Below are 20,652 nucleotides of genomic sequence, written 5' to 3' on the forward strand. Positions count from 1 at the left end.
TGATGAAACTAAATTGGAAAATAAAGCCTTTTGAGGCATTAACTGTTCATGAACTATACGATACTCTAAAATTAAGAAGTGAAGTCTTTGTCGTGGAGCAAAACTGCGTTTATTTGGATATTGATGGTAAAGACAAACTAGCATTACACTTAATAGGCGAATATGAAGGTAAAATTGTAGCCCATGCGCGCCTTTTTGATGCAGGAATTAGTTTTGATAACGCGTCAATAGGAAGAGTTGTGGTAAGTGGCGATTACCGAGATAAAAAATGGGGACATGATTTAATGACAGAAGCAATTGCTGGAGTCAAATCGCACTTTGGAAAAACAGCTATCACCATTGGAGCGCAATTGTATTTAAAAAAATTCTATGAAAGCCACGGTTTTATACAAACTAGCGAAATGTATCTAGAAGATGATATTCCGCACATAGAGATGGTAAGAAACTAAGGTTTTTGTCTTTTTTTAAGGCTTCAATACTTCCCTTTCAGAACTTAGTCTTAGAAAGTTGAGTTTGTAAATATGTATCCAAGTGAGCCTATAAATCTATTTTTAAATCCAGCATGAAGAAAATTACCTTTTTGTCGTTACTGTTTTTTTTTAATTTCCTTTTTTCACAAACATCAAAGCCAAGTTTTATTTTAGAAAGTAGAAAGGTTACCGATTACCCTTTTAATCCCATAATTTCAGAAAAGATAAATGACAAGGTAGTTTTAAAAAAGGAGTATCAATTTCTAGATTCTTTAAATTTCCGTAGTATCAACTACAAGTCTTTTGACAATCTAAAACTTAGAGGTTTTTTGATAGAACCTAAAAAGAAAGGGAACTATCCCGTTTTAATATACAATCGTGGTGGTAATGGTAATTTTGGTGCGGTAAACTCAGTTTTTTTAACTGAGTTTTTAAGTAAAATAGCCAACGAAGGATATATAGTTATCGGTTCGCAGCTCAGAGGTACATCTGTAAGTGAAGGCGAAGATGAATTTGGAGGTAAAGATGTCAATGATGTTTTAAGCCTTTTTGATATTATTGATCAATTACCCAATGCCAATAAAAATAGGATTGGTGTGTTTGGTTGGAGTCGTGGCGTTATGACAAATTTTTTAATGCTAAAAAAGACCAATCGTATCAAGACCAATATTGCAATTGCAGGTCAAGCCGATTTAATTGAGACAAAGCGCCCTGAGATGTTTGGCGTTTATAGAGAAAGAATTCCGGGTTATGCAAAGGATTCCGTTTCGGTTTTAAAAACGCGTTCTAGTTTGTTAGCAATCGATTCTATTCAGAATAAAAAAGTTTCACATTTTATTATTCATGGCAATAAAGACGTCAAGGTTGATGTTAGTAATGCGTTTACTTTTTATTCTAAGTTAAACTCAAAAGAGTATACGACACGGTTATTGGTTTATGAAAATGAAGGTCATGATTTAGAAATAGTTAACGATAACTTATTAAATCAAATAACCGATTGGTTAAAAAGATATTTATAGTATATCTTTGTTTCTGTACGAATATGGAAACAATTTCAAATCATATAAATGAGCCTTATTAAATATGTCATTCCGATATTTTTTTCTTGTTTTCTTATAAACGCGCAAAATGAGGAAAATTTTCATTTGCAAAAAGCAGGTTTTGAGAAATTAACCGTAAAGGCAAAGAACGACACGATTGTTTTTTTAATGTCTAAAAGTGAATCTAAAGAACCAAAACCTACAATTTTATTTCTTCAAGGTTCATTGCCTCTCCCTATTCTTTTTTATGATCAAGATGGATCGAATTCCTTAATTCCGTTTAGTATCAAAGAGTATTCACAAAAATTCAATTTTGTCATTATTGCAAGAAAAGGAATTCCTTTAATTGGAACTTATGATAGAGATGCAAATGGGTATGTTGATGAAAAAGGAGAAGTTCCCAAAGAGTACAGTGACAACAATAATCTAGGCTACAGAGTGAGTCAAGTTAATGCGGTTATTAACTATTTATATGCTGATAAAAGGTTTAAAAAAGACTCAATCTTCGTCATCGGACATTCAGAAGGCTATAGAGTAGCTTGTAAACTGGCAGAGAACAATACCAAAATTGCTAAACTAGTTTGTATGTCAGCAGATCCTTTTAATAGAGTATCTGAAAGTATTTTGCGAGAGCGAGTTAAAGGTTTTGGAGCCAATAATGATGAAGCTTCTCAATTAGAAATTGATAAATTAATAGAGGATTACAAAAATATTTCTGTAAATAAAATAGCGTTTAAGGATAATGTAAATTTTAATAACTGGTTGAGTTATAACGAAAATTCAAGTTATACAAGCCTAGGGAAATTTAAGAATCCAATATTGGTCGTTTATGGTGGAGCCGATATTGGGTCAGCACACAATGATTTATTACCTTTCTTACTACCTAAAAGCAACATCAAACTCAAAGCTTATCCTAATTATGGACATAATTATGAAAAGAAAGAAATCGATTCTAACGGAAACGCATTAGAAGATAGTTACCATTGGGACGATGTATTTAAAGATGTCGTTAATTGGCTCGTTTTATAGGGTCAAATATGAAAGCTTGATTGTTGATTAGTAAAGAATTAAAGAACCAATTTGATGAAATGTTGTTTACTTATTTTGACTTTGTTTTTTGTATTTGTTGGAAGTGCTCAATCTACACTACAAAATAGAGATTATATCCTCAATGATAGATTTCCTTTGGATAAATATGCCAAAATGAAAAAAATCCATTCCCATCTTGAAAAAGTAAACATTTACGATTTAACCTATACTTCTTTTGATAAGACAAGAGTTAAAGGATTTGTACTACTACCTAATCAAAATCAAAAAAAATATCCAGTAATAATCTATAACAGAGGTGGAAATGGAAGTTATGCTATGGTCAACGATCAATATATTGTAACTTTTTTATCCAAAATTGCAAGTAGAGGCTTTATCGTAATTGGCTCCCAACTAAGAGGTTCAGATGGAAGTGAAGGCATAGATGAATTTGGAGGAAAAGAGATCGATGATGTACTGTCGTTATTTAATATTATCAATAGTATCGAAATGGCTGACACAACAAAAATTGCTCAAATAGGCTGGAGTAGAGGTGGTATCACTAATTTCCAATTATTAAAAAGAACAAAAAAAATTAGAACAACTATTACCATTGCAGGGCCAAGTGATATTCTTAAAACAAAGCGAAAAGAAATGTTCGAAGTTTACAAGAATAGAATTAGAAATTATTCATTAGACTCTATTTATTTTTCTAATAAAATATCTCCAATATTTCAGATTGATTCAGTTCTAAATAAAAAAGAGAGCTTTTTGTTTATTCATGGGGATTTGGATGAGAAAGTCGCAGTATCTGATAGTAAAGAGCTTTATGAAAAGACTTTAAAAAATGGTTTTAAGTCTGAGTTTATTCTTTTTGAAAATTCAGAACATAGTTTATTCAATCAATTTGGAAAGTTAATAAGCGACATTGTTCTTTGGCTGAATACCCAGTTAATTTAAAATTGAAATTTCTATAACCTTAAATTGTGTCCCATAATGTTTGAAGAAGCTTTGTAATTACAAAAAATAAGAGGAATGTTTAAAAATTTTAAGAAAGATATTAGAGATCTCTTTTTCTCTCCAAATTCAATAGAGTATTTAGGGTTTTCTTCTAATTTTAGATTGGTCCTTTACTATTATTTTATCTTCATTTTGTTCTTAATTTCCTTGTCGATATTTGTTGGGTGGGTTAAATACTTTTTTAATAGCGAGTCTTACATCGTATTGCCAGCAAATATTTTATTTTTAAAAGTAGCTGTTTTTGCTCCAATCATGGAAGAAATCATATTCCGATTATTGATAAGAGTAAACAAATTTAATTTAATTATATTTTCTGTTTTCCTAATAGTTTTTGTTTTGTATGAAAAATACATCTTGTCAACAGTTGTTTATTATGTATTTAATGGTTTTTTTTTACTACTTCTTTTCTTTAAAAAACTTAATTACAAACTTAATAGGCAGTTAGATAAAAGCAAGTATTTGTCATTACTAATTTATATATCATGTTTTCTTTTTGGATTATATCATGTGCCCAATTTTAAAGACTGTTCTCTATTTGATATTGTAGTAATAGCCTATTTGTTTTCAAAAATTATAGCTGGTTTTATTTTTATCCTTTTAAGATTAAAATTTGGAATAATTGCTTCTATACTATTTCATATGTTCATAAATTCATTGGCATATATGATGGTTTCATAAAGCTTTTATGATTTATTAATTGATTTGGGACGGCTGTTATTGTTACAGAAGACCTCAGGCTCATTGAAAGAGTATTATATCAGTTTAGGGCATCCTTAAAAGATAACTTACATCTTTAATATTGATTTATATTCTGTTTGATTGTTTAAAACACCAACTGCTTTTTTAATTTCAGCGTTGTTTTTAATGTAGTATTGATACAAACCTTCCTGATATTGGTACCTCTTTATTAACTCTTCTAAAATCAAATTTTTGATCTCTTTTTGGTTTTTGTCAAGCAAAGTAGTTTCACTTTTCTCAAGAGCATTCAGTAATTGTTGGTATTCGGTAGTAATAGTCTCGTCTATTTTTTCTTTTTTGGCAGCAGCCAATGTTTTTTTCAGTGCTACTTCAGTTTCGGTATCAAAAGTAATTTGGTTCGTTTTTAAAAATTGCTTGAAGCTACTATAATCAGCATCTGTTAAGTTCGGAATTTGAGTTCCTAGATTTGGATTTTTATAATAGTAAGTCGTCGCATAATCAAAAATACCATCGTTTTTTAATAAAGCATTAGTGATAGCGCTCAAGTTAGCCTCTGCTAATTCAATATCAGGCATAACTCCACCACCATCATAAACCGTTCTTCCTTTTCGGGTCTTAAAAGCATTAAAGTTTTTAGCATCCGTTTTTATAGCAACACCATTTTTGTCTTTATGAGCATAGTCTAATGCTTGAATACATCTTCCAGAAGGAGTGTAATAGCGTGATATAGTTACTTTTAACTGAGTTCCATAAGTAAGATCAACAGAGCGTTGAACCAGTCCTTTTCCAAAACTACGACTTCCAAGAACAACAGCACGATCTAAATCTTGCAGTGCCCCTGAGACAATCTCGGATGCCGAAGCACTTCTTCCATTGACTAAAATTGCTAACGGAATTTGTGTATCTATTGGTTCTTTAGTTGTTTTGTATGTGTTGTTGTGTTTTTCGATTCTTGATTTCGTAGTAACGATAACCTCATTTTTTGGCACAAAAAGGTTGCAAATATTCACAGCCTCATTAAGAAGACCACCCGGATTTCCTCTCAAATCCAAAACAATCTGGGTAGCTCCATCACGTTTAAGTTGCTCCAAAGCACTTTGAGTTTCTGCAGAAGCTTTACGGTTAAAATGAGCCAAAACAATATATCCGGTTTTAGAGTCAATCATTCCGAAGAAAGGAACCGATTTGATATCAATTTCATCCAGAACAATAGTAGTAGTATTGGTTTTTCCTTGACGAAGATATTTAATAGCGATTTTAGTGTTTTTAGCTCCTTTTAGCAATTGCGAAGCATCATCTTTAAAATCAGCAATTAGCACATCGCCAATCTGAATAATTTCGTCACCAGCTTTAAGTCCCGCTTTATCGGCAGGATAATCTTTGTATTGTTCTTTTATAATTAAACGATCAGCTTTACGAGTAATCATAGCACCAATACCAGTATATTCTCCGCTATTATTGATTTTAAAATTGATGACATCTTGTTCGTTAAAGTAAACCGTGTAAGGATCTAAACTCGCCAACATGCTTTTAACGGCTTTATCCATTAAATCACCAGGATTGGTTTCGTCTACATAATTGGTGTTGACTGCTTTAAATAAGGTAGTGAAGATTTCTATTTGCTTAGCAATTTCGAAGAAGTCATCTTTGAAACTAGTTCCAACGAATAAAAATCCTGCTGCAGCGACAGGAATGATGAATTTTTTTTTGAAAAACGTGACCATGTTTGTGATTTATCTTTAATTTCAGAGTACTAAAATAAGAATAATTCAGCAACATTAACACGTGTCTATTGGGAAACACGATTTATGAAGTCAAAATATTATTGAATGGTATCGTTTTGTAAATCTGTTTCAGCTTCCGTTTCGGGTTTTGGGTTTACTTGAAGTAGAAATTTTTCAAACAATTGAATGGTCTTAGTATTGATTTCTTGATAAGACAACCTGTCTTTTGTTTGATAAAAGAGCATAAACGAATATGGCTTGTCTAAATTATCAAGTAGAATATGTTTGTTTAAACGGTACGTTTCGCGCAAAACACGTTTGAAGTAATTGCGATCAACGGCTTTTTTGAAATATTTTTTGGATACCGAAACGCCCACTTTTATTTGCTGATTTTCCTCCAAAGGGCCTGAGTAATAAACCAATCGCAACGGATATTTAGACACTGATTTCCCTTCAGAAAAAAGTAGTCCAATTATTGTTTTGCTTTTAAGGCGTTCGTTTTTTGGGTAAGTAAAGCTCATCTTTTGTTTTAGGAAAATACTATGAATTATGCAACAAAGGTACAATTTAACAACAAACCTATTATTATTTACGATTTATTTAGAGCTAAAAATATATTTATTACTTTTGCAGCTAATTTTTTAAGCATGCAAAAACTAATTTCGTATCCCATATCCGTTGTTTATTATTTGTGTTTTGGATTTTGCTTAGCAATTTTCCATCCAATACAATGGATCTGTTTTAATGTTTTTGGCTACCAAGCACATAAAAAAAGTGTTGATTACCTTAATTTCTTCTTGGTAAAATGCACCAATATTATAGGAACAACGTATAAATTTGAGAATAGGGAACTAATTCCTGAGGGAGTTCCTCTTATTTTTGTTTCAAATCACCAAAGTATGTATGATATTGTGGCAATGATTTGGTATTTACGTCGTTTTCATTGTAAATTTGTAAGCAAGAAGGAGTTAGGTTCAGGAATACCAAGTGTGTCTTATAATTTACGTCATGGAGGATCTGTTCTTATTGACAGAAAAGACCCTAAGCAAGCCATTCCAACAATCAAAGGATTGTCTGAATATATAGAAAAATACAAACGTTCAGCTGTTATTTTCCCCGAAGGGACTCGAAGTAAAACCGGGAAACCAAAGGAATTTGCACAAAGCGGTTTAAAAATATTATGCAAATATGCGCCATCAGCATATGTTGTACCTGTTAGTATTAATAACTCATGGAAAATGGTGAGATATGGCTTTTTTCCTGTGGGTTTAGGAAATCACCTTACCTTTACCATTCATAAACCGTTGGCAGTTAAAGATTATGATTTTGCAACGATAATGGAGAAGTCGGAAAAGGCTGTAGTAGAAGGAATTAAAATTTAAATTATTATAAAATGTCAATAAAAAACATTCGATTAGAAGTAATGCAGTTTTTAGAGAAAAACGTAGACAGCTTCGTTGAACAGTATTTGATACCTGTTGAGAAAATTTGGCAGCCGTCAGATTTTTTACCTAACTCAGAAAGTGATACTTTTTTTGATGAGGTAAAAGAGCTACGTGAAATTGCTAAAGATTTACCTTATGATTTCTGGGTAACTTTAGTTGGAGATACCATTACTGAAGAGGCTTTGCCTACTTATGAATCATGGTTAATGGATGTGGAAGGTATTAATCAAGTAGAAAACGGTGGAAACGGATGGTCTAAATGGATCAGACAGTGGACAGGTGAAGAAAATCGTCACGGTGATTTACTAAATAAATATTTGTACTTGTCTGGTCGTGTAAACATGCGCGAAATAGAAATGACTACACAGCATTTAATCAACGATGGTTTTGATATTGGAACTGGAAGTGATCCATATAAAAACTTTGTTTATACAAGTTTTCAAGAATTAGCAACGTATGTTTCTCATAACAGAGTAGCACAAATGGCTAAGAAGTATGGAGATAATAAACTGTCTAAGATGTGTAAAATGATTGCTGGTGACGAAATGCGCCATCATCATGCTTACAGCGAATTTGTTAACCGTATTTTTCAAGTAGATCCTAGCGAAATGATGCTTGCTTTTCAATATATGATGAAAGCAAAAATCGTTATGCCTGCGCATTTCTTGAGAGAATCTGGACAAAAAATAAGTTCTGCTTTCGAACAATTTTCTGATTCAGCACAACGTATTGGTGTTTACACTGCTAATGATTATGTTGATATCATGCAAAAGTTAATCGATAAATGGGAAATTGATAAAATCGGTGGGCTAACAGATGAAGCTGAAAAAGCACGTGATTACTTGATGAAATTACCTGGAAGAATGGCTAAAATTTCTGAAAGATTAGTTATTCCTCAAGAGTCACATATCTTTAAATGGGTTGAACCAGCTAGACTGTAACATACAGATTCCCATAAAGCTTTAAATTTCATATAAAATTGAATTTAACAAATAACTAATATATGTTGATTGTTGAGGTCTTTAAACAGGATCTCTCAATCAACATTTTTTTTTCAAATAAAAACCATGATTCACAACGAGATTATTAATAAGACCATCACTTTTGTAAAAGAGAAACTGAATAATGCCGAAGGTGGACATGATTGGTTTCATATTGAGCGTGTATATAAAAACGCACTTTTAATCGCTAAAAACACGCCTTGTGATGTTACAGTGGTTAAATTGGGTGCTTTGCTACATGATATTGCCGATAGTAAGTTTCATAACGGAGATGAGACCATAGGGCCTAAAACAGCCCGTTTGTTTTTAGAGTCTGAAAATGTTTCTGAAGACGTTATAGCTCATGTTGTAAATATCATCGAAAACATATCTTATAAAGGAGGGAATTTTGAAAAGAAGTTTAGCTCTGTGGAATTAGATATCGTACAAGATGCAGATCGTTTAGATGCTATTGGTGCCATTGGAGTGGCGAGGGCATTTAATTATGGAGGGTTTAAGGATAGAAAACTTCATGATCCTAGTATTGCTCCAATAACAAATATGACTAAAGAAGAATATAAGAATAACAATGCACCAACAATAAATCATTTTTATGAAAAATTGTTGTTGTTAAAAGATAAAATGAATACCGATACTGGTAAGCAAATTGCCGCTGAAAGACATTTGTTTATGGAAAAATTCCTTTCGCAATTTTATGCTGAATGGGAAGGGGTGAAGTAGTTTTTAGTCTCGGTTTCAGTCTCAGTCACAGTTTTCAGTCACAGTTTTCAGTGGCAGTCTCAGTTTTCAGTCTTAGTGTCATCCTGTGCGGAGTCGAAGGACAATTTAAGTTTTCAGTGCTTGCAATGTGTTTCTGAAAAAAAGAGAGCCAAAGTTTATCGATTAAACTTTGGCTCTTTTTTTTTATTCTTTTAGACTATAAAGTATTTTTTGAAAATCAGCTTTGTATTTCTCTTTATTTGCTAAAGAAGACCAAGATAAGACTTTGTAGAAAGTGTTTTTTGTTTCTACGATTCCAACAAAGTAGTAAATCTCATTGTTTATTTCTTTGTCAAAATAGCTAGCATCAGCTTCTATGAAATTAATGTCTCCTTTTTTTGTAGATTTAGGTTTAGACACGGTTCTTTTTTCTTCATCTTTTAGAAAATCTTTAATGAACTCTTCATAAAACTCATTAACAGATGTGTAATTCATATCAAGAAGTCCTAATTCTTCCTTAGTGTCAAAAATAACGATTCCGTAAATGTCTTTTACTTCGTTTTTATATTGTATTGCTGCAGAACTGTTTAAGTCAGCAGTTTTATTCATGTAATCAGGAATGCTTATGTTAAAGGTATGTCCAGCTTTATACTCTTTCATCTTGGTTTGAGCAAAAATTGTAGTACTCATAAAAAGAGAAGCTGTTAAAAATAAAGAGATTACGGTAGTTTTCATCATGGGGATTTATGGGTTAATTTATTTTAAAGGATAATTTATACAATGCCTTTTTCGATCATCTCTAGCATTACAGGAGATGCATTCTTAAAAGTAGGTGCTTGTTCAATAATACTCCCCACATTTTTTTTGTTCACTTTAAAAGTAATATCTGCGTCGGTTGTAAATAATAAAGCGGTTAAGAAAGGATTTTTGATGTAAGGAGCTAACACAATAAAAGCTTCTTCAAGTGTATGAAAAGTTTCTATTTCTTCCGTTTTGTAACGTGAAGTCAGCGATACACCGTAAGTGTCATTTTCGTTGATAACAAGTCGAAAATATATGTTTTTTAGCTCAGTGTCGCCTATTGTTTTGGCCAATGTTAGTTTAGCAAAAGTTCCGTTTAGGATACTCTCTTTTACTTTTTGCCAAAATTCGTTTAATATGGGTTCGTAAGACATAATGTTGTTTTAATATTATAATTTGTTTAAGCGTAAATTTCGCTAGGAAAAAAAAGATAAGTTTTGTTTTAACCGCAAAGTTCGCAAAGTTTTTCGCAAAGTACGCAAGGAAAAAAAGACAAAGCTTTTCGTTATTTTTGATTTAACCGTTAATTTAACCGCAAAGTTCGCAAAGTTTTTCGCAAAGTACGCAAGGAAAAAACAGATAAGCTTTTCGTTATTTTGATTTAACCGTTAATTTAACCGCAAAGTTCGCAAAGTTTTTCGCAAAGTGCGCTAAGAAAAAAATACAGATAAAGCTTTGCGAACTTTGCGAAAACCCTAGCGACCCTAGCGGTAAAAAATCTATCTCCTTTTGCGCAATACGCTAAGAAAAATCTAGACAAAGCTTTTTCGTTGTTTTTGATTTAACCGTTAATTTAACCGCAAAGTTCGCAAAGTTTTTCGCAAAGTACGCTAGGAAAAAAAATATAGATAAAGCTTTGCGAACTTTGCGAAAATCCTAGCGACCCTTGCGGTAAAATTTCTATGTCCTTTTATCAATGCACTAAGAAAAAAATATAGACAAATCTTTGCGAACTTTGCGAAAATCTTTGCGACCCTTGCGGTAAAAAATCTATCTCCTTTTACGCAATGCCTGCCAGTAAAAAAACTCTATTTTCCTGTAAAAACTGCTTTTCTTTTTTCTAAAAATGCAGTAGTTCCTTCGATAAAATCTTTAGTTCCAAAGCATTTACCGAAAGACTTTATTTCGACTTCATAACCATTTTTTCCATCTTTATAATTAGCATTTATAGCTTTAATTGCTTTAGAAATAGCGATTGGAGCATTCTTAATAATCTTTTCAGCAATAGTATTGCAATAAGAAATAAGTTCAGCCTGAGGAACTACGTGATTAACCAATCCGTATTCTTTAGCTTCTTCAGCGTTCAGCATTCCTGCAGTCATGATCATTTCCATTGCGCGGCCTTTACCAATAAGTTGTGGTAAACGTTGCGTTCCTCCATATCCAGGAATAAGCCCCAATGAAACTTCAGGTAATCCCATTTTAGCATTATCAGAAGCGATTCTAAAATGACAAGCCATTGCTAATTCTAATCCGCCCCCAAGAGCAAAACCATTAACAGCAGCGATGACAGGTTTCTTTAGATTTTCGATAAAATCAAATAACTTCTCCTGACCTTCAGCAGCTAAAGCAGTTCCTTCTTCGATAGTATAATTAGCAAATTCAGAAATATCAGCACCAGCAACAAATGCTTTTTCGCCACTTCCAGTTAAAACAATTACACGAACATCATTGTTTTTTCCTAATAGTTTAAAAGCTTTTTGTAGATCATTAATAGTCTTTTTGTTTAAAGCATTAAGCTTAGTCGGACGATTAATAGTAACTGTTGCAATTTTCTCTTCGATTGAGATTAGTATATTTTCGTAGTTCATAATACTATTATTTTATGAGTTTGTGATTGGTAATGTTACTGTAAATGTGGTTCCTTTTCCGTATTCTGTTTCAAAGGTAATTGTTCCTTTATAATTTTCGATAATGTTTTTTATAATTCCGAGTCCAAGACCCATTCCGCTATTTTTTGTAGTAAACTTTGGTTCAAAAACACGTTCAATATCTTGCTTTTGAATACCTATACCGTTGTCTTTTACAGTAATTTCAACATTGTCTTCTTTCCTTTTTACTGTAACTAGAATTGATTTATTGTTTTGAATTTCAGGAATGGCTTGAGTTGCATTTTTGACCAAATTGGTAATAATTCGGATGAGTTGCGTTCGATCCATTTTCGAAATAATTTCCTCTTCATCACTTTCAAACACAAGATATTCTTCATTAAAGATATCCAACGAAAGTTCCACAACTTCAACCACATTTAATGTTTCGTTTTGTTGTGCAGGCATCGAAGCAAAATTTGAAAAAGCCGAAGCCACAGCAGACATAGTATCAATTTGCTGAATTAATGTTTCGGAGTAATCATTCAGTTTTTGTTTTGCATCAGGAGCCAAAGGATCAAATTTTCTTTGATAACTCTGTACCGTCAGGCGCATTGGCGTAAGCGGATTTTTAATTTCGTGTGCTACTTGTTTTGCCATTTCGCGCCAAGCTTCCTCACGTTCACTTTGAGCTAGTTTTATGGCGCTTTTTTCAAGCTTTTCCACCATTCCGTTGTAAGACTTTATCAAAAAGTTAATCTCTTTGCTGCTGGCCTCTAAAACAATCTTCTCGTTTTTTTGATTCAGATTGGTTTCGCTTAGTTTATCCGAAATGGTTTTTAATGATTTGGTGATGTATGTTGATAGGAAGTAAGCCAATGCAAATGCAACAATAAGCATAAATGAATAAACCTGCCCCAAACGAATTAAGAAAGTGTTCAGTTCATTTTCATAATAACTGTCATCTTCAATGTATGGTAAGTTTAAAATCCCAAGTGGCTTGAATTTTTCATCTTTGATTAAACTATAAGAAGATCGGTTTTTTACGCCATCTTGAGTTTTTATATCTACAAAACGTTTCTCGATAGAAGAACGTACCAGTTTTAAGATGTATTCAGGGATTGGAGGAGGAACTTTATCAACAGCAAAAGATTCTTTGGATGATTTTAGAAGTTCTCCTTTAAGGCTATAAATGTTGATTTCAATATTATGAATTTGGGCTAATTCATGAATTTTATCTTTAAAAATCAGATCTAAGTTGGCTGTTTTTAAAGGATAGGTTGTTGTCGATAAAACATAATTGATATGTTCTTTTACAGCATTTTCTTTGCGTTCCAACCGTTCTTGATGGTATTCTTTAGCTTCATTCTTAAATTGAATAATAGAAATCGAAGCTAGTAAAACCGAAGCCACAACAATCAATACAATCATCGAAAGGAATATCCTAACACGCAACGAAAGCATCGACATTTTGAAGTTCTTAAACATTTTTTTTAGTTTACAGTCTCGGTATTCAGTCACAGTTTTCAGTCTTATTGTAAACTGAAAACTGCGACTGCGAACTTATTTCTTCTCTCGTAATCTTTTATAAAATTTAAAACCGAGCATGATTAAAACCGAAAATAAAAATATTCCGATAACACCATAAATCCAGTTAATTGCATTTTTTAAAACAACCAAAAACACTACAGCAAACAAAATTATTGTTGCTCCTTCATTCCATAAACGCATGAAATTAGTAGTATATTTTACATTGTCATTTTGCAATTGTTTGAATATCTGATGACATTTTCCGTGATATAAATATAATAAAAATACGAAACCAAGCTTCACATGCATCCAAGGCATTTGTAGCCAAGCCTTTCCGATATCGGTAAAAAGCAACATCCAAAAAGCAAAAATACTTGCTAACACTGCTGATGGCCAAGTGATAATGTACCACAATCTGTAGGTCATTATTTTGTATTGCTTTTGTAAAATTTCTTTCTCAGGAGATGGCTTGTCATTGGCTTCTATTTGATAAACAAATAAACGAACAATGTAAAACAACCCAGCAAACCAAGTGATTACAAAGATGAGGTGCAGTGATTTTAGGTAATTGTAATATTCCATAAAACGTATCTAAAAGCGATTGCTAATTTTTCTTTTGCCAGTCTTTAATCCAGTTCCCAACAGTTTCACACCATTCATCATCATCATTCAAACATGGAATAGATAAAAATTCTTCTCCGCCGTTTGCTTCAAAATCCTCTTTGGCACGCATAGCGATTTCTTCCAATGTTTCTAAACAATCTGAAACAAAAGCAGGAGTTACCACTGCAAGATTCTTAATTCCTTTTGCTGGCATTCTATCAATTTCAACATCAGTATAAGGTTCAAGCCATTTATCACCAGCCAATCGAGATTGGAAAGTCAAACTGTATTTGTCAGCAGGAAGTCCTAATAATTTAACGACTTGCCTTGTAGTTTCGTAACATTGGTGACGGTAACAAAAGTCATGTGCAGGAGATGCTGTGTTACAACAAGAACCATCGATTTTACAATGTGATTTAGTTATATCAGTTTTACGAATATGTCGCTCAGGAATTCCGTGGTAAGAAAACAATAAGTGATCGTAATCAAAACCAACCAAATTCTTCTTGATAGAATCGGCAAGGTTTTTAATATAATCAGGTTTATTGTAAAATGCAGGAACATCAGTAAAAGTCATCTGTGGGAATTTCTTTTTACGAATTTCTTCCGCTTTAACTAAAATTGTTAAAGTCGATGCCATTGCATATTGAGGATATAAAGGAAAAAGTAATACTTCGGTAACTCCTTGTTCATGTAATTCCTGAAGTCCTTTTTCAATTGTCATACTACCATAACGCATTGCCAGAGCAACTGGAATGTCTACTAATGGTTGTATTTTCTTTTGCATTCTTTCGGATATAACTACAAGAGGAGAACCTTCGTCCCACCAAATTTTTTCGTAAGCATGTGCTGATTCTTCTGGTCTTTTTCTTAAGATGATTCCACGAACTAATAATGCTCTCAATAAATACGGAACGTCGATTACGTATTTATCCATTAAAAATTCATCTAAATAAGGTTTTACGTCTTTTGGAGTTGGACTTTCGGGGGAACCCAGATTTACTAATAATACACCTTTCATTGTTGTTTTTATTGCTTTAGGCTTTAAGCTTTAGACTTTAAGCGTTAGTTTGTTGAGATTTTGGGCAAAAGTATAGATTCTTGCTTTTTTATAAATTGTGATTAACTATTTTTTAATTATTGTTTGATATAGAAAACTGATACTGTTTTTATACATTAGTATTAATCGACATCAAATATTTCTTGGGAGTCGTTGCAAATTTCTTTTTAAAAGCAGCAATAAAGTGACTTCCAGTGCTATATCCTATTTTTAAACCTACTTCGTTTACATTATAAGAACCGCTGTCAAGCAATTTTCGGGCATAATCCATCTTGTAATCAAATAAAAAGCCATAAACAGTATCGCCATAAATTTGTTTAAAGCCCATTTTGAGTTTTTTCAAATTCAAACCTATTTCATCAGCCAACTCTTGTAATCCTGGCGGTTCGGCCATATTGGCTATAATAATTTCTTTGGCTTTTCGTATTTTTAAAACATTGTCTTCATCAATTAAGAAAGGACATTGTTCAGCATTTGGATCTTCGGTTCTATTAAAGTATAAGCTCAATAGCTCGTAGCCTTTGCCCTTGTAATACAAGTTTTTTATAGAAGGATGTAGGTTATAATGAAATAGTTGACTCAGAACAATTGCCATCGACGGACTAATTTTTCCTTCGTTATAATATTTTTTATCCTTGTTATCGGCACTTAAAAAAGTGATATAATCGGCTTCGGTAGAGAATAAAGCGTGAAATTTTTTGATAGAAACAATCACAGATATCACCCAAGAATTAGGAGCAAGCTCTAAATGAAGAGGCAATTCTTTTTGAGGATTGTATAAAAGCAATGATTTCTCCTCTTGTAATTCTAATGCATAATTGCCTTGATTGAACAGGAATTTTGCTTTTCCTTTTATACCAAAGTGAAACTGTATCAAGCCACTACCGATTTCTCGCTGGGCATTAAATACCTCCGAACTGTCATTCTGAAAACGAATAAGCGTAAAGTCGTCTTCAATTGTTATAATTTCTTGAGAACTCATAGCGATATTTTTTTTTGTTAAAAACGAAAGTTAATCTAAAATCTTATTTAGAATAACTCTAAATAAAACATTTCGAAAGACTTGATTTTGCTGCAAAAATAACGTTTTTTGCAGAATTACAACCAATTAGAATTAAAAAAACACATAGCGACACAAATAGTACTTTGAGCGTTACTTTTATAAATACTATAATGATAATTTTGTTGCACTTTTATGATAAGGGTATCTATGGAAAATAATAACGTATCGAAACATCACTATTTTTATTCAGTTGGACTGAGCTATAAAAAAGCTGATGCAGCGATTAGAGGTAAGTTTAGTTTAGACGCTGATGCAAAATTGCGCCTGCTAGAACAAGCCAAAAATGAGGGAATTGAAAGTTTAATAGTTACATCTACTTGTAATCGTACCGAAATATACGGCTTTGCCGAGCACCCTTTTCAACTTATAAAATTGATTTGCGAAAACAGTAATGGTTCTATCGAAGAATTTCAAAGAGTGGGTTTCGTATATAAAAATCATGAAGCAATTAATCACCTTTTTAGAGTAGGAACTGGTTTAGATAGTCAGATTCTAGGAGATTTCGAGATTATTGCTCAAATAAAAAATAGCTTCACACAGTCTAAATCTTTTGGCTTAGCAAATACTTTTATCGAAAGATTAGTAAATGCAGTGATTCAGGCTAGTAAAAAAATCAAAAATGAAACCGAAATAAGTTCAGGTGCCACCTCGGTATCTTTTGCATCGGTTCAATATATCATAAAAAATGTAGAAGATATCGGTAACAAAAACATCTTGTTATTCGGTACAGGTAAAATTGGAAGAAATACCTGTGAGAATTTAGTTAAACATACTAAAAACGAACATATTACTTTAATTAACCGTACTAAAGATAAGGCCGAGAAACTAGCTGGAAAATTAAATCTTATTGTAAAAGATTATTCAGAGCTACATCTTGAACTACAAAAAGCCGATGTTGTCGTTGTTGCAACAGGTGCACAAAACCCTACGGTTGATAAAGCAATTCTAAATCTTAAAAAACCATTATTGATTTTAGATTTATCGATTCCTAAGAATGTGAATGAAAATGTTGAAGAACTAGAAGGTGTTACATTAATTCACATGGATTACTTGTCACAGTTAACAGATGAAACATTAGAGAATCGTAAAAAACACATTCCTGCTGCTGAAGCAATCATCGAAGAAATTAAGGAAGAATTTGTAACCTGGACAAAAGGAAGAAAATTTGCTCCAACTATCAATGCTTTGAAAGAGAAACTGAATGCAATAAAGAATTCAGAATTGGATTTTCAAAGTAGAAAAATAGCTGATTTTAACGAAGAACAAGCTGAAATCATTAGCGCAAGAATCATTCAAAAAATTACTACTCATTTTGCAAATCACTTAAAAGATGATGATACAATGGTAGATGAGAGTATTGAATGGATTGAAAAAGTATTCAAAATAAGTTCCTAACCATTAGGGATTAAGATAGATTAAAAAATCTTTAATTAACTTAAAAAACATTTAGTCCAAACTTTTATGAACCTTGATTTCTTAAAGGTTGAAAAGATTAAACTTGGTTTTAAAAAATAGAAATGGCAGACAAAATTATCAGAATAGGTACCCGAGATAGCGAATTGGCTCTTTGGCAAGCACATACAGTCGAGAAAAAATTAAACGATTTAGGATATAAAACTGAAATTATTGCGGTTAAATCGCAAGGGGATATCATACTTGATAAACCACTTTACGAACTTGGAATCACTGGAATTTTTACCAAAACTTTAGATATTGCCATGATAAATGGTGAGATAGATATCGCGGTGCATTCTATGAAAGACGTTCCTACTGCTTTGCCAAAAGGTATTGTTCAAGCGGCTGTTTTAGAAAGAGCCAACTCATTGGATATCTTAGTTCATAAAGGAAATCTAGATTTCTTAAATGAGTCAGGTACTATTGCAACAGGAAGTTTACGAAGACAAGCACAATGGTTAAATAAATACCCAAATCATAAAGTAGTAGATTTACGTGGAAACGTAAATACACGCATGCAAAAATTAAATACAAGTGATTGGAGCGGTGCTGTTTTTGCAGCAGCTGGACTAGAAAGAATTTGTTTAAAGCCTGAAAATTATATCAATCTAGATTGGATGATTCCAGCACCTGCTCAAGGGGCAATGGTTGTTGTGGCAATGGAGAGCGATAATTTTGCATTGGACGCGCTTACACAACTTAATGATATTGAAACAGAAATAGTTACCTATATCGAACGTCAGTTTTTAAGAACCTTAGAAGGAGGCTGTACTGCACCGATAGGTTCTTTAGTAAAATACAATGACGAAGAAGATACATTACATTTTCAAGGAGCTTTGTTTTCGCTTGACGGAAAAGTAAAAATGGAAATTGATAAGATCGTTCCAATTGAAGAATGGAAGAAATTAGGATATAATATGGCAAAAGAAATCCTAGAAAATGGCGGAGCTGAATTAATGAAAACGATTAAAGAAAGCTTAAAAAAATAATGGCAAAATCAATTCAAATATTATCTACAAAAACACTTTTGAGCAATCAGAAGCAGTATTTGCTTAATGCTAACTTTAATGTAGTTGAAGCAGATTTTATTGCTACAGAAAAAACACCTTTCGAATTAAATCAAATAAACGATAATCTGATATTTACAAGTCAGAATGCTGTTCATAGTGTTTTGGAATATTCAGATATTGAAGCATTAAAAACAAAGAAGGTATTTTGTGTTGGGTTAAAAACCAAAGCATTATTAGCAGAAAATGGTTTTGATGTAATTGCATACACTGGTTACGCAGCAGATTTGGCTGAGATAATCACTCTAATTTATGCTAACGAAAGTTATACTTTTTTCAGTGGTAATTTACGCCGTGATACATTGCCAGATGCTTTAAAAGAGGCAAAAGTTAAGTACAACGAGATTAAAGTTTATGAAACTACTTTAACACCTCAGAAAATAAATAATGCGGTTGATGGAATTTTATTTTTTAGTCCGTCGGGAGTTGAAAGTTATTTGAAAGAGAACAGTATTAAGAATGAAAAATGCTTTTGTATTGGAGAAACCACCGCAGAAGCTTTAGATAAAATTACTAAAAACATCATTATTGCCGATCATCAAACTGTTGAAGATGTAATAGAAGATGTTTTAAACGAATATAAATAAAACTTTGCAACTCAGTCACTTTGTGGCTTTGCACCTAAAATAAAAACAATGTTAAAAAACGACTTATTTTTAAAAGCACTAAAAGGAGAAACAGTTCAACGTCCACCAGTTTGGATGATGCGTCAAGCAGGAAGATACTTGCCAGAATTTATCGCTTTGCGTGATAAATATGATTTTTTCACTCGTTGTCAGACTCCAGAATTAGCTGCAGAAATAACTGTACAGCCAATTCGTCGTATTGCTCCAGATGCTGCAATTTTATTCTCGGATATCTTAGTAGTGCCTCAAGCAATGGGTATTGAAGTGTTGATGAAAGAGAATTTTGGTCCGTTTTTACCAAATCCTATTCGTACAATGCAGGATGTTCAGAGAGTGTATATTCCAGACATTCAAGAAAGCCTTGGTTACGTTATGGATGCTATTAAACTAACAAAGGAAATGCTGAATGATGAGGTGCCTTTGATTGGTTTTGCTGGTTCTCCTTGGACAATCTTCTGTTATGCAGTAGAAGGTAAAGGTTCTAAAAGTTTTGATACTGCTAAAGGGTTTTGTTTTTCAAATCCGGCAGCTGCACATACATTGTTACAAAAAATTACAGACACAACGATTTTATACTTAAAAGAAAAGGTAAAAGCTGGTGTTGATGCTGTTCAGATTTTTGATTCTTGGGGAGGAATGCTTTCTCCTGTTGATTATCAAGAGTTCTCATGGAAATACATGAACCAGATCGTTGAAGCTTTGGCTGATCACGCTCCAGTTATTGTTTTTGGAAAAGGATGTTGGTTTGCTTTAGGCGAAATGGGACAAAGTCGTGCTTCGGCATTAGGAGTAGACTGGACTTGTACTGCTAGAAATGCACGTTACTTATCTGGTGGAAATATTACTTTACAAGGTAATTTTGACCCATCGAGATTACTTTCTCCAATTCCAACCATTAAAAAAATGGTACACGAAATGATTGATGAGTTCGGAAAAGACAAATATATCGTAAATTTAGGTCACGGAATTTTACCTCATATTCCTGTAGATCATGCAAAAGCGTTTATTGATGCTGTAAAAGAATACGGAAACTAAAGTTTAGTTTCTATATATTTAGTCGCGGTTTACAGTTCTCATTATTGACAACAGTAAACCGCGATTTATTAACCGGTAATGCCATCGAAAACTAAAAAATATGCTAAACAAAGGATTACGAGACGAAGAAAGTACCCGAATTGATAATACGCTAAAAGTGTTGATGTCTATTGGTTTTTTGCCTAAATTTTGGAATATCGAAGACACCAGTCTTATTGATAATGAGCTTAAGAACTTTGGATTGAGTGTCGATAGTTTGGTTAATCTAAATGAAAATGATTTAATTACACTTTTACTTCGATGTCATTTAGATTGGAATCAGTTAGAATTATTTGGAGATTTTCTAGTTAAATTTTCTATTGTAGAAAACTATGATTTTTCAGGGAAAGCAATTGCTGTTTATCAATATGTTCAGCAAGAAAGCAAGACTTTTTCATTTGGAATTATTAGCAAAATAGCGGCTGCAAAAAAATAAAACAA

The 20,652-nt window shown here is 32.6% G+C and carries 22 protein-coding genes; 13 read left to right on the forward strand and 9 right to left on the reverse strand.

From position 1 onward, the window contains the following. The first annotated feature begins 2 nt into the window (after positions 1-2). From QWY99_RS20625 to QWY99_RS22300, 5 genes are all read left to right on the forward strand, one after another. Entirely contained in the window at positions 3-449 is a 447-nt protein-coding gene (locus QWY99_RS20625) for a GNAT family N-acetyltransferase (RefSeq protein ID WP_290267622.1), read from the forward strand. A 113-nt stretch (positions 450-562) separates the two neighbouring features. Beyond that, positions 563-1,489: an alpha/beta hydrolase family protein gene (locus tag QWY99_RS20630; protein ID WP_290267623.1), complete on the forward strand. Its 927-nt coding sequence runs from the start codon at positions 563-565 to the stop codon at positions 1,487-1,489. 48 nt (positions 1,490-1,537) lie between these two features. Continuing rightward, positions 1,538-2,539 (forward strand): acyl-CoA thioester hydrolase/BAAT C-terminal domain-containing protein, encoded by a 1,002-nt coding sequence (locus tag QWY99_RS20635; RefSeq protein WP_290267625.1) that lies wholly within the window; start codon positions 1,538-1,540, stop codon positions 2,537-2,539. A 54-nt stretch (positions 2,540-2,593) separates the two neighbouring features. After that, positions 2,594-3,496: an alpha/beta hydrolase family protein gene (locus QWY99_RS20640; RefSeq protein ID WP_290267627.1), complete on the forward strand. Its 903-nt coding sequence runs from the start codon at positions 2,594-2,596 to the stop codon at positions 3,494-3,496. Positions 3,497-3,571: 75 nt separating this feature from the next. Further along, positions 3,572-4,234: a CPBP family glutamic-type intramembrane protease gene (locus tag QWY99_RS22300; RefSeq protein WP_353960585.1), complete on the forward strand. Its 663-nt coding sequence runs from the start codon at positions 3,572-3,574 to the stop codon at positions 4,232-4,234. A gap of 107 nt (positions 4,235-4,341) precedes the next feature. Here the strand turns inward: QWY99_RS22300 and QWY99_RS20645 are convergent, their stop codons facing one another. Then, positions 4,342-5,979 carry a S41 family peptidase gene (locus tag QWY99_RS20645; RefSeq protein ID WP_290267629.1) on the reverse strand — a complete coding sequence of 546 codons (1,638 nt, stop codon included), beginning with the start codon at positions 5,977-5,979 and terminating at the stop codon, positions 4,342-4,344. A gap of 98 nt (positions 5,980-6,077) precedes the next feature. Beyond that, positions 6,078-6,500 carry a ribonuclease P protein component gene (rnpA, locus tag QWY99_RS20650; protein WP_290267631.1) on the reverse strand — a complete coding sequence of 141 codons (423 nt, stop codon included), beginning with the start codon at positions 6,498-6,500 and terminating at the stop codon, positions 6,078-6,080. A gap of 126 nt (positions 6,501-6,626) precedes the next feature. On the opposite strand from rnpA, the gene QWY99_RS20655 reads away from it, so the two are divergent. The 3 genes from QWY99_RS20655 to QWY99_RS20665 all read left to right on the forward strand — a co-directional run bounded on the left by QWY99_RS20655 (position 6,627) and on the right by QWY99_RS20665 (position 9,145). Further along, a complete protein-coding gene (locus QWY99_RS20655) occupies positions 6,627-7,361 on the forward strand; it encodes a lysophospholipid acyltransferase family protein (protein ID WP_290267633.1) in 735 nt (244 codons plus the stop codon). Between the two features lie 11 nt (positions 7,362-7,372). Next, the gene (locus QWY99_RS20660) at positions 7,373-8,365 is read left to right on the forward strand and encodes an acyl-ACP desaturase (RefSeq protein ID WP_290267635.1); all 993 of its coding nucleotides are present in this window, start codon (positions 7,373-7,375) and stop codon (positions 8,363-8,365) included. Positions 8,366-8,491: 126 nt separating this feature from the next. After that, positions 8,492-9,145 (forward strand): HD domain-containing protein, encoded by a 654-nt coding sequence (locus QWY99_RS20665; RefSeq protein WP_290267637.1) that lies wholly within the window; start codon positions 8,492-8,494, stop codon positions 9,143-9,145. Positions 9,146-9,328: 183 nt separating this feature from the next. Here QWY99_RS20665 and QWY99_RS20670 read toward each other — a convergent pair whose 3' ends face one another. From QWY99_RS20670 to QWY99_RS20700, 7 genes are all read right to left on the reverse strand, one after another. Further along, positions 9,329-9,814, reverse strand: a complete 486-nt coding sequence (locus QWY99_RS20670; RefSeq protein WP_290267639.1) for a hypothetical protein — start codon at positions 9,812-9,814, stop codon at positions 9,329-9,331. A gap of 83 nt (positions 9,815-9,897) precedes the next feature. Further along, positions 9,898-10,299 (reverse strand): hypothetical protein, encoded by a 402-nt coding sequence (locus QWY99_RS20675; protein ID WP_290267640.1) that lies wholly within the window; start codon positions 10,297-10,299, stop codon positions 9,898-9,900. Positions 10,300-10,953: 654 nt separating this feature from the next. Beyond that, positions 10,954-11,736: an enoyl-CoA hydratase/isomerase family protein gene (locus tag QWY99_RS20680; protein ID WP_290267642.1), complete on the reverse strand. Its 783-nt coding sequence runs from the start codon at positions 11,734-11,736 to the stop codon at positions 10,954-10,956. A gap of 12 nt (positions 11,737-11,748) precedes the next feature. After that, positions 11,749-13,221 (reverse strand): ATP-binding protein, encoded by a 1,473-nt coding sequence (locus QWY99_RS20685; protein WP_379690424.1) that lies wholly within the window; start codon positions 13,219-13,221, stop codon positions 11,749-11,751. Positions 13,222-13,296: 75 nt separating this feature from the next. Then, a complete protein-coding gene (locus tag QWY99_RS20690) occupies positions 13,297-13,845 on the reverse strand; it encodes a CopD family protein (protein ID WP_129540224.1) in 549 nt (182 codons plus the stop codon). 22 nt (positions 13,846-13,867) lie between these two features. Further along, complete coding sequence (hemH, locus tag QWY99_RS20695) at positions 13,868-14,887, reverse strand: ferrochelatase (protein WP_290267644.1); 1,020 nt, start codon at positions 14,885-14,887, stop codon at positions 13,868-13,870. A gap of 148 nt (positions 14,888-15,035) precedes the next feature. After that, positions 15,036-15,908 (reverse strand): helix-turn-helix domain-containing protein, encoded by an 873-nt coding sequence (locus tag QWY99_RS20700; protein WP_290267646.1) that lies wholly within the window; start codon positions 15,906-15,908, stop codon positions 15,036-15,038. A 228-nt stretch (positions 15,909-16,136) separates the two neighbouring features. Here QWY99_RS20700 and hemA point away from each other — a divergent pair, with 228 nt between their 5' ends. The 5 genes from hemA to QWY99_RS20725 all read left to right on the forward strand — a co-directional run bounded on the left by hemA (position 16,137) and on the right by QWY99_RS20725 (position 20,647). Then, positions 16,137-17,384 (forward strand): glutamyl-tRNA reductase, encoded by a 1,248-nt coding sequence (gene hemA / locus QWY99_RS20705; protein WP_290267648.1) that lies wholly within the window; start codon positions 16,137-16,139, stop codon positions 17,382-17,384. A 122-nt stretch (positions 17,385-17,506) separates the two neighbouring features. Next, positions 17,507-18,433 (forward strand): hydroxymethylbilane synthase, encoded by a 927-nt coding sequence (hemC, locus tag QWY99_RS20710; RefSeq protein WP_290267650.1) that lies wholly within the window; start codon positions 17,507-17,509, stop codon positions 18,431-18,433. Beyond that, positions 18,433-19,098 (forward strand): uroporphyrinogen-III synthase, encoded by a 666-nt coding sequence (locus tag QWY99_RS20715; protein ID WP_290267652.1) that lies wholly within the window; start codon positions 18,433-18,435, stop codon positions 19,096-19,098. Before hemC ends, QWY99_RS20715 begins: the two co-directional genes overlap by 1 nt. A 48-nt stretch (positions 19,099-19,146) precedes the next feature. Then, positions 19,147-20,172, forward strand: a complete 1,026-nt coding sequence (gene hemE / locus QWY99_RS20720; protein ID WP_290267654.1) for a uroporphyrinogen decarboxylase — start codon at positions 19,147-19,149, stop codon at positions 20,170-20,172. Positions 20,173-20,272: 100 nt separating this feature from the next. Next, positions 20,273-20,647, forward strand: coding sequence for a hypothetical protein (locus tag QWY99_RS20725; protein ID WP_290267656.1), 375 nt, complete (start codon positions 20,273-20,275; stop codon positions 20,645-20,647). Positions 20,648-20,652 lie beyond the last annotated feature (5 nt).

The organism is Flavobacterium branchiarum (assembly GCF_030409845.1).
In the GTDB taxonomy this organism is placed as follows: Bacteria; Bacteroidota; Bacteroidia; order Flavobacteriales; family Flavobacteriaceae; genus Flavobacterium; species Flavobacterium branchiarum.

Excerpts from the sequence above, each read along its gene's own strand:
- QWY99_RS20625 (WP_290267622.1), top strand. The coding sequence starts at position 3 with ATGAAACTAAATTGGAAAATAAAGCCTTTTGAGGCATTAACTGTTCAT.
- QWY99_RS20630 (WP_290267623.1), top strand. The coding sequence starts at position 563 with ATGAAGAAAATTACCTTTTTGTCGTTACTGTTTTTTTTTAATTTCCTT.
- QWY99_RS20635 (WP_290267625.1), top strand. The coding sequence starts at position 1,538 with ATGAGCCTTATTAAATATGTCATTCCGATATTTTTTTCTTGTTTTCTT.
- QWY99_RS20640 (WP_290267627.1), top strand. The coding sequence starts at position 2,594 with ATGAAATGTTGTTTACTTATTTTGACTTTGTTTTTTGTATTTGTTGGA.
- QWY99_RS22300 (WP_353960585.1), top strand. The coding sequence starts at position 3,572 with ATGTTTAAAAATTTTAAGAAAGATATTAGAGATCTCTTTTTCTCTCCA.
- QWY99_RS20645 (WP_290267629.1), bottom strand. The coding sequence starts at position 5,979 with ATGGTCACGTTTTTCAAAAAAAAATTCATCATTCCTGTCGCTGCAGCA.
- rnpA (WP_290267631.1), bottom strand. The coding sequence starts at position 6,500 with ATGAGCTTTACTTACCCAAAAAACGAACGCCTTAAAAGCAAAACAATA.
- QWY99_RS20655 (WP_290267633.1), top strand. The coding sequence starts at position 6,627 with ATGCAAAAACTAATTTCGTATCCCATATCCGTTGTTTATTATTTGTGT.
- QWY99_RS20660 (WP_290267635.1), top strand. The coding sequence starts at position 7,373 with ATGTCAATAAAAAACATTCGATTAGAAGTAATGCAGTTTTTAGAGAAA.
- QWY99_RS20665 (WP_290267637.1), top strand. The coding sequence starts at position 8,492 with ATGATTCACAACGAGATTATTAATAAGACCATCACTTTTGTAAAAGAG.
- QWY99_RS20670 (WP_290267639.1), bottom strand. The coding sequence starts at position 9,814 with ATGAGTACTACAATTTTTGCTCAAACCAAGATGAAAGAGTATAAAGCT.
- QWY99_RS20675 (WP_290267640.1), bottom strand. The coding sequence starts at position 10,299 with ATGTCTTACGAACCCATATTAAACGAATTTTGGCAAAAAGTAAAAGAG.
- QWY99_RS20680 (WP_290267642.1), bottom strand. The coding sequence starts at position 11,736 with ATGAACTACGAAAATATACTAATCTCAATCGAAGAGAAAATTGCAACA.
- QWY99_RS20685 (WP_379690424.1), bottom strand. The coding sequence starts at position 13,221 with ATGTTTAAGAACTTCAAAATGTCGATGCTTTCGTTGCGTGTTAGGATA.
- QWY99_RS20690 (WP_129540224.1), bottom strand. The coding sequence starts at position 13,845 with ATGGAATATTACAATTACCTAAAATCACTGCACCTCATCTTTGTAATC.
- hemH (WP_290267644.1), bottom strand. The coding sequence starts at position 14,887 with ATGAAAGGTGTATTATTAGTAAATCTGGGTTCCCCCGAAAGTCCAACT.
- QWY99_RS20700 (WP_290267646.1), bottom strand. The coding sequence starts at position 15,908 with ATGAGTTCTCAAGAAATTATAACAATTGAAGACGACTTTACGCTTATT.
- hemA (WP_290267648.1), top strand. The coding sequence starts at position 16,137 with ATGGAAAATAATAACGTATCGAAACATCACTATTTTTATTCAGTTGGA.
- hemC (WP_290267650.1), top strand. The coding sequence starts at position 17,507 with ATGGCAGACAAAATTATCAGAATAGGTACCCGAGATAGCGAATTGGCT.
- QWY99_RS20715 (WP_290267652.1), top strand. The coding sequence starts at position 18,433 with ATGGCAAAATCAATTCAAATATTATCTACAAAAACACTTTTGAGCAAT.
- hemE (WP_290267654.1), top strand. The coding sequence starts at position 19,147 with ATGTTAAAAAACGACTTATTTTTAAAAGCACTAAAAGGAGAAACAGTT.
- QWY99_RS20725 (WP_290267656.1), top strand. The coding sequence starts at position 20,273 with ATGCTAAACAAAGGATTACGAGACGAAGAAAGTACCCGAATTGATAAT.